This is a genomic window from Micromonospora sp. NPDC048898 (assembly GCF_043198035.1).
In the GTDB taxonomy this organism is placed as follows: Bacteria; Actinomycetota; Actinomycetes; order Mycobacteriales; family Micromonosporaceae; genus Micromonospora.
Genome location: NZ_JBICUF010000013.1, coordinates 117987 through 130261, shown reverse-complemented (window position 1 = coordinate 130261; position 12275 = coordinate 117987). Strand labels below are relative to the sequence as shown.

Sequence of the window (12275 nt, the reverse complement as noted above, 5' to 3'; positions counted from 1 at the left end):
CGATGAGTCGTCAGGTCCTCACGGTGGGCGGTGGACAGCCCGGCGCGTTCGCCACGATCGGCGCGGCCCTCGCCCGTGCCGAACCGGGCGCCACCATCGCCGTCCACGGCGGCCGGTATGCGGAGAGGCTTGTCGTCGGCAACCGGATCACCATCGCCGCCGAGCCGGGCGCCGTCGTCGAGGTGCACGTGGAGGAGGGCAGCGTGCTGGCCGTACATGGCGAGGGCGCCCAGGTGCGGGGAATCTCGTTGTCGAGCGCCGACCCGAAACTGGCGGCGGTCGACGCGTACGCCGGCGAGGCGGCCCTGGACGGCTGTCGCGTCGCGGGCGCCGCCTGGGTGACGCTGCTGGCCCGGCTACAGGGGACGGTCGCCCTCCGCAACTGCGAGATCAGTTCCTCCTCGGGTGCCGCGATCGTGGTGACGGCCCCGGGCGTGAGCACCGTCGAGGACACCGTCATCCGCGACGTCGCGACCTCCGGAATCGTCGTCAGCGAACGCGGATCGCTGACGCTGCGCCGCTGCACGGTGGAGCGGGCCGGCGCGAACAGCATCTGTGTCAACGGGGACGGCCGGCTCGTCGCCGAGCAGTGCGAGATCACCGCCGCCGGGAAGCCGGCCCTCGTGGTGGAGCAACGCGGCCACGTCCGGATCAATCGCCTGCGGGTGCGGGAGAGCGCCAACGTCGACGTGTTCATGCGCGGCGAGATCGACGCGGTCGTCACCGACTCAGAGTTCATCGGCGCGCTCTACCAGTCGGTGCACATCGCCGGCGGCGCCGCGCCGATCTTCCGGGGCTGCACGTTCGGCTCGGCCGGACGCGGCGCCGCGCACGTCACCGGGGAGGCGAAACCGACGTTCACCGACTGCGTCTTCACGGACTCTCCGATCGGGCTGACAGTGGAGGCCGGGAGCACGCCGCGATTCGAGGGCGTCACGATCCAGGGCAGCAGCGAGCAGGCGGCGCTGGTGACCGGCACGGCCGTGATGACAGTGCGGGGGTTGCGCCTCGGCGTCACCGCCGGGGCGGGCCTGCTGGTCACCGGGGACGCCGGGTTCGACGGCACCGACCTGGTGATCGACGCCGCCGCCGCCGTCGCGCTCGACCTGCGGGAATCGGCGCACGGAATCATCCACGACGCCCGGATCGGCGGTACGGCGGGCGCCTGTGTCGTGGTCGGCTCCGGCGCGTCGTTGACGCTGCGGTCGGCGGTGCTGCACGGAGCCGGAGTGCGGGTGGCCGACAACGCGGAGTTACGGCTGCGGGACACCGAGTTTGCCGACGTGGCGGGGGACGGCCTACAGGTCGGCGCGTCCGGCGCGGTGACCGCCAACCGGCTGCGGATCCACCGGGCCCGCCAGGCGGGGGTACGGCTGGAGCGCGGCTCTCGGGGCGCCTTCGCAGACTGCGAGGTGCTGGGGAGTGGCGCCGCCGGGTTCGACGTGGACACCGCGGAACCAGTGTCGATCATCGGCTGCGTCGTGCGGGACAGCGGCGGCGAGGACGTCCGTCAGGCCGACGACGCCAACCTCACCATCACCTCGCTGACCAGGGGACGGGCCGCCGGGGCGCCGACATCCGCCTCCCCGGCGCCGGCGGGCTCCGGGTACGCGCCCGAGACGGTCGCGGACCCGGAGGAGCCGTGCGCCACGGAGGTGGCGGACGGGGAACTGAGTGGACCGCTGCGGGAGCTGAACGGCCTGATCGGTCTGCGCGGGGTGAAGCAGGAGGTCACCGCGTTGATCAACCTGATCAAGATGTCCCAGGTCCGGCAGCTGATGGGTCTGCCGATGCCGCCGATGAGCCGGCACCTGGTCTTCACCGGCCCACCCGGCACCGGCAAGACGACAGTCGCGAGACTCTACGGTGCCCTCCTGGCCGAGCTGGGCGTCCTGACGAAGGGGCACATGATCGAGGCGGCCCGGGCGGACCTGGTCGGCCAGTACATCGGCTCCACCGCGATCAAGACCACCGAACTGGTCACCAAGGCGATCGGCGGAGTGCTCTTCATCGATGAGGCGTACACCCTGTCGGCCGGCTCCGGCGGGTCGGGCCCGGACTTCGGCCAGGAGGCGATCGACGCGCTGATGAAGATCATGGAGGACCAGCGCGACGAGCTGGTGGTGATCGTGGCGGGGTACTCGGAGCTGATGGAACAGTTCCTGGCATCCAACCCCGGTCTGGCCTCCCGGTTCACCCGAACCATCGAGTTCCCGAACTACTCCGTCGACGAGTTGGTCACCATCACCTCGAACCTGTGCCGTAAGCACTACTTCGAGCTGACCGACGAGGCGACCGGGGCGTTGACCGCCTACTTCGAGCGGATACCGAGGACGTCGACGTTCGGTAACGGCCGGGTGGCCCGCAAACTGTTCGAGGCTATGATCAACAATCAGGCGTCCCGGTTGGCGGTCACCCCGCCGACCAAGGACACCCAGATCAACCGGCTCACCGCCGACGATCTCGCCCCCGAGCTGGAGCAGCTGGCCGATCTACCGGTCGAGCAGAAGAGCCAGCCGGATCCGAGCCAGAACCCCGCTGGTGCCATAAACGCCACGCAGAGCTGGCAGCGCATCGGCCAACTGGTCGGCGCCGCCGACGCCCGTGAGGCGGTCGGCGCGACCCTGCTGCACCTCTGTGAGTTGCGCAACCGCCGTCGCTCCTACGGGCGGCACGGTAATGTCCTGCTCTCCGGCGTCGCTGGCAGCGGTCGCAGCGAGTTCGTCCGACACTACGCCGCCGCTCTGTCCGAGCTGGACCTGGTCCCGGTCGGCCACCTGGTGCGGGTCTCGACCGCCAGGGATCTCGCACCCCAGTGGCCGGGTCAGACCCACAGCCTGGTTCGGGCCGCGCTCCAGGACGCGGCCGGCGGCACCCTGATCATCGAATACGCGGACGAGGGCACCGGTGGCCCACCGGAGATCGCCGAGGCGTTGGTCGAGCAGATGCGCCCCGGGCTGGGGGACCCGCTCGTCGTCATGATCGCGGAGCCGGCCGTGCTGGCCCGACTCAGGGTTGCCGTACCCGGTTTCACCGAACTGTTCGGGCAGGACTGGAGCATCCCCGAACTCACCGTCACCGAGGTGGCCGAGGTGGTGGCACGGCATCTGGTCCGGCGCGGGCACGAGATCCCCGACGACGTCCGGGCCGCGCTCACCGGGCTGGCCGCACGGGCACCCGAGCGAACCGTACACGCCGCGCACCTGCTCTCCCGGAGCCTGAGCCGGGCCACCGGGTCCCGCACCCTCGCGCTGGCCGACGTGCACGGGCTGGCCGGCCGCACCGATCCAACCGTCCGGACGGCCCACCACATCGGTGGCCTCGCCGCGGTCGGCTGAGAGGAGAATCCATGTCGCAGCAACCAACGCGCCACGAGATGATCGAGGCTGGACGCGCGTTCGAGCAGCGGCTGCGCAGCGCGCAGGCCAGCCTCGACACGGCGCTGGTCACCGGCCGCTCCGCCGACGGCACCGTGACCGTGCTGGCCAGCGGCCTCGGGCAGCTCAAAGCCGTGCAGGTCAGCCCCGCCGTGTTCGACAACCGTGACACGGCTGCCCTCCAGGACGCGATCGCCCAGTCGATCCGTGCCGCCGCGGCCAATGCGGCCACCCTGGCTCAGGAAGAGATGGGCGATGTCGAGATCAATCTCCACTGACCGGTACGGTCGCGGGCCGAAGTGAGGGGACCGGTGACGAGGGCGATGCGCTTCCGTCGCGAGCGGGCGTCAGCGGGGATCTCCCAGCATCAGGTGGGCAACGCGTTCGTCCTGCACCCCCACGAGCGGCTCAGTGTGGAGGCCCGGTCGCTGGCGTTGGCGGTCGCTGAGGATCCCGACAACGACATCGTCGTCCTCGACCTTCACGACGGGCTGCCCATCGGCACCTGGTGGTCGGTCGCGGCGGCGCTGAAGCGGCGCCGGCGCGGGGGCATCCGGCTCGTCGTCTGCGGGGCATCCGCCGACACCGGCACCCTCGCCGCGCAGTGGCTCTGCGACCGGCTCCGCCGTCCGGTCGTCACACCGCACGGACGTACCATCCGCGCAGCGGCCGGCAACCTCTTCGGCGACACTGCCGAGGGCAGTGGCTGGGTGCGCTACCGCCCGGGTCGCGCGCCGGCCTGGGAATCCCAACGCTACCCCGCCCCACCCTGGGACGTCGCTGCCGCACGGTTCCGTCCGACCAGTGCGGTGGGCGCCGTCGAACCGATCCCCGCCGGGGTCTGGATCCGCGACATCCGCAACCCGGAGGTGCTCAACAGCCGTTGGCAGTGGTTGGTGGCCGCGGTGCCGTGTCAACCCGCCGCGATGACTGTCGTCCTCGGCTGCCCGGACACACCGCCCCTGGCCGTCGACGATATCGCCCGCTTCTGGCGGGAGCTCGACCCGGACGGCCGGCGACACGCTCGGTTCGTGCAGTACGGGCCGGTGGAGCTGCCGGCCGGTGAGGTGCTCGGCCAACGGTTGGCGGACGTGCTGGGATCACCGGTGGTCTGTCTCGGTGGCGTCCCCGTCGGACGACCCGACCGTACGCACATGTACACCGTCACCCCGGACGGTCGGCTGGGTTGGCAGGTCCTCGTCCGGGAGCTCTGTTTCACCCCGCGCCCCGCGCCCGGCGCCGCGGCCAGGCTGCCGCGGATCCTCAGCCACCGGGCCCCGGCGCTGCTCGGTGAATCCGTTGGCCCGATGACCCACCGCTACGCACCGGACGCGGTCGTCGAGATCGTCCAGTCCGGACTCTGGATACGCGCCGACGACACGGCTCGCATCGCCAGCCGGATCCGGGCCCGTCCGGCCGATCCGAGCCGATACGCCCTCATCATCGACGACACGATCCCGTCCCGGGTACCGCGCCTGCGTGAACTCGCCGAGGACCTGATCGACCGGCTCGACCCGACCACGCGCGCCCGCAGCACCCTGCACCTCGCGTCGGCGGTGGCCGCGGACCGCCGCGGACAACCCACCGGCCGCGCCGACGGCGACCCCGGTAATGGACTGACCTACCGGTTCACCGCCGCCGACCTGGCGATCGAGGAGTCGATCGAGGTAGCGCTGCCACCCGCCGAGGCGCTCGCGACGATGGCCGCTCCCGGCCCACAATCCCCGTCCTGGGTACCCGCGGCGACGCCGGACACCCGGGCGGCAGCCGGTGTGCCGACCTCGGCCGCCGCGGCGTTCGTGGCCGAGCCCGACGCGGCGGCGGGACGGCCGGAAGTCGGACCCACCCCGTTCGGCAGGCCGCCTCCGCAGACCGCCACACGGGCCAACGCCGAGGGCACGCTCGGCTCGGTGAACGGACCGACCCGACCGGTCGCCCCACCATCCCCCCTGATCGCCACGCCTCCGCCGGCCTCGATCCGGGTCACGCCCCACCGCACGACGAATCCCCCCGTCGTCGCGCTGCTCCGGGACCGGCCCGAACCCATCGGTACCCCTACCGTCACCCCTGTCGTGTCGCTGGCGGACCGTTCGCTCGCACGAGGGGCCGACCGCTCGGCCACGCCGCAAACGGTTGCTCCGACAGAGCCCCCGCCCGGACCGTCCGCCGAACCGTCGCCGGAGCACGCGCCCCTTCGACCCGCCGACCAGCGGCCCGTGCGGTTTCAGACCACGCCCGCGCCCGACGCGCAGGGACTGCCCACCTCGGCCGGGCTCGACGCGGAGCGGTCGTGGCTACGACAGCGGTTCAGCACGGAGTTCGACGCCACGGCCAGCTCGATCTCCCGGCTGATCGCCGAGCATCCCCGTCTACACGGGTGTGCCGACTCGCTGATCGACACGGTCGCCGTACGTCTCTACCTGTCGGCCCCAGGCGAGGCCGTGGACTCGGCGCTGCGCTCCGGCGCGGCCGGTGATGGGGTCTATTTCGCCAGGTGCGTGGCGGCCGGGCTGGCCCGGCTGCCGGCGCATCGGGGCGCAGCCTGCCTGGCCGCCACGCTCTCCGGCGACGACCTGCGGGAGATCGCGGTACGGGGGACGTTGACGGAATGGGGCTTCACCCACGCGATGGCCGAGCCGCCGATCAACGTTCTGGGCAACGTGGACGTCCTGCTCTGGTCGATGACCGCGCGCCGAACCCGGCTGCTCGAGCCGCCGGGCGACCAGCACGCCGCTGATCGGGTGTTGTTCCTGCCCGGCACCCGTTTCAAGGTGCTGGACGTGACGACCCCGGCTCGGGACCAACCGGGTCGCCTCCTGCTTCGTGAGCTTTCCGCCGACGAACGGGTCCGTGACGGTGGACCCTTCGACGGTCTCGCGTTGACGTCGCTGCTCCGTTGCCACGAGCGTTGGGTGTCTACCGGCCGGCGGAGTCGGGTCGGCGCCGCGGCGGTACCCCGCTTCGCCCGCCTGCCAGGCACGGTCTGACCGAAACGTCGTCACACCGCTTCCCGCTCCTGGTCCGGCATTCAGGGGATATGTACTTCGCTGCATGGCGACGGTGCTTGACCTCTCCGGCTGCCCGCCGAAGAACGACAGCAGGAGATCCTTCGTCTCGCCCGGGACGTGGGCCGGGTCGAGGTGGCCGGCCTGGCCGACGAGCTCAACGTGACGTCGGAGACCATCCGGCGCGATCTCACCATCCTGGAGCGCGCCGGAGTGCTGCGCCGGGTCCATGGTGGGGCGATCCCGGTCGAGCGGCTCGGGTTCGAGCCCGCGCTGGCGGCGCGTGACGCGGTCCTCATCGAGGAGAAGGAGCGTATCGCCAAGCTTGCCCTCAAGCCGCCACACCGTCGTCGCGGCGGGCACCCGACCGGGGAACCCGAGCCCACACCGACCGGCCCTGGAAACGCACCCGGTCGGTGACCGCGGCGAACGCGCACGCCCCGGCCAGCACCGCACACACCACCGTCGTCGGGACGCTGACCAGCCGATACCGCCGGCCTCGTGGATCCCGCGGGTCGTCGATTACCTCCATGGCCACGAACAGGCTGCGACGGTCACCAGCGGTGACTACCGCCAGGATTGACGCCCAGGCCGCATGACCCCCGAAGGATTGACGACCGGGACCACTTAGCGGTCGTCCGCTGCCGTCACCGACTGCTCCAGGATGTCGAGGCCCTCGGCCAGTTCCTCATCCGTCAGGGTCAGGGGCGGCATCAGCTTCACCACCTCGTCGGCGGATCCGGACGTCTCCACCAGCAGCCCACGGGCGAACGCCTCCTGGGCGACCCGTCGGGCCAGCTGCGGTTCCCGGAAGGCCAGACCCCAGACCAGGCCCCGGCCGCGTGACGTCACTGCGTGCGCCCGGTGCCGACCGGTGAGTTCCGCAAGCCTCGCCTCAAGCAGGATGTCCCGTTCCGCTGTCTGCTTCTCCAGTTTGCTGTCGACCCAGAATTCCTTGAGCGCGGCCGCCGCGGTGACGAAGGCGAAGTTGTTGCCGCGGAAGGTTCCGTTGTGTTCGCCGGGTTGCCACACGTCGAGTTCGGGGCGGAAGAGCGTGAGGGACATCGGCAGGCCGTACCCGCTGATGGACTTGGAAAGGCAGACGATGTCGGGAGTGATTCCGGCGTGCTCGAAGCTGAAGAACGGGCCGGTGCGACCGCAGCCCATCTGGATGTCGTCGACGATCAGCAACACCCTGCGGCGGGCGCACAGCTCGGCGAGGTCGGCGAGCCAGATCGCGCGGGCCGGGTTGATGCCGCCTTCGCCCTGCACGGTCTCCACGATGACGGCGGCCGGTAGGTCCATTCCGCTGCTGCTGTCGGCGAGCATGGTGTCGAGCAGGGTGAGCCCGGAGACCTGGCCACCGGCGAAGCCGTCGTACGGGACGCGCCAGGTGTTTCCGAGTGGGACACCGGCACCTGCGCGCAAGGTGGCGTTTCCGGTGACGGCCAGTGAGCCGAGTGACATGCCGTGGAAGGCGCCGGTGAAGGCGACGACGGTGTGGCGTCCGGTCACCTTGCGGGCGAGTTTGAGTGCCGCCTCGACGCTGTTCGTGCCGGTGGGTCCGGTGAACTGCACGCGGTAGTCCAGGCTGCGGGGGGCGAGTACCTGCGATGCGAATTCGGCGAGGAAGTCCTGCTTGGCGGCGGTCAGCATGTCGAGGCTGTGGGTGACCCCGTCCCGCTCCAGGTAGTCCAGCAGGGCTCGCTTGAGGATCGGATGGTTGTGGCCGTAGTTGAGGGCGCCCGCGCCGGCGAAGAAGTCAAGGTAGGCGCGGCCGTCGTCGGCGAACATTCGGCTGCCACGCCCGTGGTCGAACACGATCGGCCAGCTTCGGCAGTAACTACGGACCTCTGACTCGATAGTGGGGGCCATCATGATGTCTCCTCGGAGTTGGAGCTGCCCGTCCATCACGGTTTCGGAGCCGCGTCGATGTAGCTGCCTGCGTCCACGGCCCTGAGCTGCGGGCCCTCGGCGACGGCGCGTTGTGCTGCCGCCCCGCCGCACGCCATGTTCGGGGCGGGGCGGGGCGGCATGAAGTGTGGTGCGGTAAGGACTTCGGCCTCAGGCCCGGGCCATCTGCTCCCGCAGGCTTCGCGGCCGCATGTCCGACCACACCTTCCCGATGTGGTCCAGGCACTCCTGCTTCGACCCGGACGTCCCTTCGGCGGTCCAGCCGAGCGGCAGCTCCCGGTCGGCCCACCAGATCGAGTACTGCTCCTCGTCGTTGCGCACGACGCGGTAGACACCGTCGTCAGTCATGACCCCTCCGGCATGGTCGGGTGATCCGAATAGCTGAGCCCGATGTTGCCGGGCCTACGCGTGCCGTCCATAGAGACGAACACGCAGACGCGTCGTGCGGCTCCGTCCCTGTTCGACGGTCCGCACCTCGCGCAGGCTCTGGGCTCACGGCCGATCGCCACCTGGAAGGGGGCTCGGCATGACCGAGCGACGCCATCTGATCTCCATCGACGACCTCTCCGACGACCAACTGCGCTGGATCGTCCAGCGCGGCGCCGAGTACTCGCGTGGTTCCGCGGGAGCCGACCAGCCCCTGTCCGGGGCGGTCGTCGGCGTGCTGTTCCGCAGGACCTCCACCCGTACCCGGACCGCGTTCTCCGCCGGTGCGCTGCGTCTCGGCGCCGGCCTGATCACGTACGGCCCGAACGACCTGCAACTGGCCACCGGCGAGTCGGTGGAGGACACCGGCGCGGTGCTCTCCGGCATGCTCGACGTCCTGGTCGCCCGCACCGTCGGTCCGGAGTCCGAGCTTCGGGCGTACGCCGCCCAGAAGCGCATGTCGGTGATCAACGCGATGAGTGCGGTCGAACACCCGACTCAGGCCCTCGCCGACCTCACCACGATCGTCCGGCACTTCGGTCGGGTCGAGGGCGTACGGGTGCTGTATGTGGGGGAGGGGAACAACACCGCCTCGGCGCTGACCCTCGCGCTGTCCCGGTACCCCGGCGCCGAGCTGCACCTGCGTACCCCGCCCGGGTACGGCGTGGAGCGGCGGTACCTCGACCAGGCGGCGGTGTCCGCCCGGCGTAGCGGCGCGCGGGTCGAACAGCGGCACGACCTGTCGGGCCTGCCACCGGTGGATGTCGTCTACACCACCCGCTGGCAGACCACGGGTTCGACGAAGCCGACGCCCGACTGGCGTTCCGAGTTCGCCCCGTTCCAGGTCAATGAGGCTCTGATGGCGGCCTGCCCGGGCGCGGTGTTCATGCACGACCTGCCGGCACATCGGGGCGAGGAGGTGACCGGGGCGGTGCTCGACGGGCCCGACAGCATCGCCTTCGCCCAAGCCGAGAACAAGTACCACAGCGCCCGGGCGGTCCTGCAGTGGTGCGCCGTCGACAGCCCGAGCGGCGGAGCGGGGCTGTGACCACGTTTCTCGACGACATCCTGACCCACGCCACGACCCGGCCCGACGCACCGGCGATCGTCACCCCGGACACCGCCCTGTGCTACGAGGACTTCGCCGCCCGGACCGACCGGCTGGCCCGGGCGCTGGTCGCCCGGGGCGTCGGACCGGAGCAGGTCTGCGCGGTCATGGTTGACCGGGGCCCGGAGGCCGTCATCGCGATGGCGGCCGTGCTTCGGGCCGGCGGCGCCTTCCTCACCCTCAACACCGAGCTGCCCGATCAGCGACTGGCGGCGATGGTCCGCACCGCCCAGGCCCGGTTCCTGGTCACCACACCGGCCCGGGCCGGGCAGCACGACCTCGCCATCGACGGCCCGACCGTGTTCGTCGACGCGCCTGACGCGCCGGCACCCCTGCGACAGTTGTCGCCCCGATCGCTGGCCTACGTCAGTCACACCTCCGGTTCGTCCGGGCCGCCGAACGCGGTACTGCTGGAGCACCGCGGCGTCACCAACTACCTACGGTTCATCGTCGACGACTACCAACTCGGTCCGGACACCGTGGTGCTGCAACTCGCGCCGTTCGGGTACGACGCCTCGATCCGCGACACGTTCGCCCCGCTCGTCGCCGGCGGGCAGGTGGTCCTGGTGCCGCGCTCCACCCTGTTGCGCGCCGGTGAGTTCGTCGCGGCCCTCCGCAGGTGGGGGGTGAACACGATTCTGTCGGCCACTCCGACCTTCCTGACGTCGCTGCGGCGCAGCGATCTGCCCGACCTGCGGTTGACCGTGTCCAGCGGTGAGTCGCTGCGACCGTTCCTCGTCGCCGGTGGCCGCGACCGGGTGCCCGGACGGATGATCAACCAGTACGGCCCGACCGAGGCCACGATGACCTCGACCCGCTTCGCCGTGCCGCCGGTCCCGGACACGACTGTCGACCTGATCGGGACACCGATCGACGGTGTGAGCGTGCATCTGCTCGACGACGAGCTGCACGCCGTGCCGGACGGCGGTGTCGGCGAGGTGTGGATCGGTGGATGTGGTGTCGCGCGCGGGTACAGCGGCCGGCCGGTGTTGACCGCGGACCGGTTCCTGCCGGACCCACACGGCGCGCCCGGCGCGCGCATGTACCGCACCGGTGACCTGGCGCGTCGGTTGCCCGACGGTGGCCTCGTGTATCTCGGCCGCACCGATCGGCAGATCAAGGTCCGGGGCTACCGGATCGACCCGGCCGAGATCGAGGGCGCGCTGCTGGCCCATCGCGCCGTCACCGGCGCGGTGGTCACCGCGGGTACCGATGCCGGCGGCCGGGTCTTCCTCGTCGCGCACGTCGCCGCCGCGTCGGCGCAGGTGACGGACGCAGCGCTGCGCGCCCACCTGGCGTTGACGTTGCCCCACTACATGATCCCGCGACGGTTCGCCCGGATCGACCGCCTGCCGACGACGGTCAGCGGCAAGACCGACCGCAGGGCGGTCACCGTGGACGGGCCATGAGGACGACAGGTGTCGGGCCCACCCTCGCGGACGTGCGCCTGGCCGCCGACCGGATCACCGGTCTGGTGGATCGCACTCCGGTGCTGCCGCTGGATTCGCGGGTGCTGGTCAAGGCCGAGCACCGCCAGCGCGGCGGCTCGTTCAAGATCAGGGGCGCGGCGAACGCGATGCTCACCCGGTACGCCGACGAGGTGGTGGCGGGTTCCTCCGGTAACCACGGCATCGCCGTCGCCATGCTCGGTGCCGCGTTGGGCATCAGGGTGACGATCGTGATGGCTGCTGGGGCCAGCGACGGCAAGGCCCGGACTGGAGCGGATCGGGGTGAACCGGTACGACGATCCGGGCACTCGGTGCCAGCGTGGTCCAGGTGACCGGCGGCGTGGTCGAACGCGACCGCCGGGCCGCGGACATCGCCGCGGCGACCGGGGCGGTCTTCGTGCCTTCCTCCGACGACGAACTGGTGGTGGCCGGGGCCGGCACGGTCGGGCTTGAGGTGCTCGAACAGGTGCCGGGCCTCACGACGATCTTCGTACCGACCGGCGGTGGTGGCCTGCTGGCCGGCGTCTGCCTGGCGGCGTCGGCGCTGTCCCGGCGGGTGCGGGTCGTCGGGGTGGAGCCGATGTCCGCACGCCGCTACGCCGTTTCCGTTGCCCAGGGTGCGCCGACGGAGCTGCCACCGTCCATGACGATCGCCGACGGCCTGCGCGGGCAACGACCCGGTGCGGTTCCCTGGCCGATCATTCGGCACCGGGTCGACGACCTGATCGGCGTGACCGACGAGGCGATCACCCACGCGCTGGGTGAACTTCGCCGAGCCGGTGTCAGCGCGGAACCAAGCGGTGCGGTAGCGCTGGCCGGCGCGCTACGGCACGGATCTGCCGGCCGTGCGGTGGTGATCGTTTCGGGTGGAAACGGCGCGACCGGCCGCAGCAGTACGAAGAAAACAGAAGAACCTCCGGCAGAACTGCTGCCGGCGTCAACCGGTGAGTCTGCATGTTCTTCCCTGCGCTGTCTCGGTGGTGCGGAGGAATCTCGT

At 71.1% G+C, this 12275-nt stretch carries 8 protein-coding genes and 2 pseudogenes; 7 read left to right on the top strand and 3 right to left on the bottom strand.

The annotated features are described in order from the left end of the window. Nucleotides 1-2: 2 nt before the first annotated feature. The 4 genes and pseudogenes from ACGFIQ_RS27310 to ACGFIQ_RS27295 all read left to right on the top strand — a co-directional run. A complete protein-coding gene (locus tag ACGFIQ_RS27310; protein WP_393248322.1) occupies nt 3-3338 on the top strand; it encodes a right-handed parallel beta-helix repeat-containing protein in 3336 nt (1111 codons plus the stop codon). Nucleotides 3339-3349: 11 nt separating this feature from the next. Beyond that, the gene (locus ACGFIQ_RS27305; RefSeq protein ID WP_393248320.1) at nt 3350-3655 is read left to right on the top strand and encodes a YbaB/EbfC family nucleoid-associated protein; all 306 of its coding nucleotides are present in this window, start codon (nt 3350-3352) and stop codon (nt 3653-3655) included. Between the two features lie 33 nt (nt 3656-3688). After that, nucleotides 3689-6364: a hypothetical protein gene (locus tag ACGFIQ_RS27300; protein ID WP_393248318.1), complete on the top strand. Its 2676-nt coding sequence runs from the start codon at nt 3689-3691 to the stop codon at nt 6362-6364. Nucleotides 6365-6454: 90 nt separating this feature from the next. After that, a pseudogene (locus ACGFIQ_RS27295) lies at nt 6455-6715 on the top strand (DeoR family transcriptional regulator); the annotation flags it as partial. Here ACGFIQ_RS27295 and ACGFIQ_RS27290 read toward each other — a convergent pair. From ACGFIQ_RS27290 to ACGFIQ_RS27280, 3 genes are all read right to left on the bottom strand, one after another. After that, complete coding sequence (locus ACGFIQ_RS27290; protein ID WP_393248316.1) at nt 6714-6914, bottom strand: transposase family protein; 201 nt, start codon at nt 6912-6914, stop codon at nt 6714-6716. The pseudogene ACGFIQ_RS27295 and the gene ACGFIQ_RS27290 sit on opposite strands and share 2 nt — an antisense overlap. A gap of 95 nt (nt 6915-7009) precedes the next feature. Continuing rightward, nucleotides 7010-8257 carry a diaminobutyrate--2-oxoglutarate transaminase gene (gene ectB / locus ACGFIQ_RS27285; protein WP_393248432.1) on the bottom strand — a complete coding sequence of 416 codons (1248 nt, stop codon included), beginning with the start codon at nt 8255-8257 and terminating at the stop codon, nt 7010-7012. A 189-nt stretch (nt 8258-8446) separates the two neighbouring features. Beyond that, nucleotides 8447-8644: an MbtH family protein gene (locus ACGFIQ_RS27280; RefSeq protein ID WP_093402962.1), complete on the bottom strand. Its 198-nt coding sequence runs from the start codon at nt 8642-8644 to the stop codon at nt 8447-8449. Nucleotides 8645-8822: 178 nt separating this feature from the next. Here ACGFIQ_RS27280 and ACGFIQ_RS27275 point away from each other — a divergent pair, with 178 nt between their 5' ends. From ACGFIQ_RS27275 to ACGFIQ_RS27265, 3 genes and pseudogenes are all read left to right on the top strand, one after another. Continuing rightward, entirely contained in the window at nt 8823-9770 is a 948-nt protein-coding gene (locus ACGFIQ_RS27275; RefSeq protein WP_393248313.1) for an ornithine carbamoyltransferase, read from the top strand. Continuing rightward, the gene (locus ACGFIQ_RS27270) at nt 9767-11239 is read left to right on the top strand and encodes an amino acid adenylation domain-containing protein (RefSeq protein WP_393248311.1); all 1473 of its coding nucleotides are present in this window, start codon (nt 9767-9769) and stop codon (nt 11237-11239) included. Before ACGFIQ_RS27275 ends, ACGFIQ_RS27270 begins: the two co-directional genes overlap by 4 nt. Next, nucleotides 11236-12203: pseudogene (locus ACGFIQ_RS27265) on the top strand (threonine/serine dehydratase); the annotation flags it as partial. The gene ACGFIQ_RS27270 and the pseudogene ACGFIQ_RS27265, both read left to right, overlap by 4 nt. Nucleotides 12204-12275 lie beyond the last annotated feature (72 nt).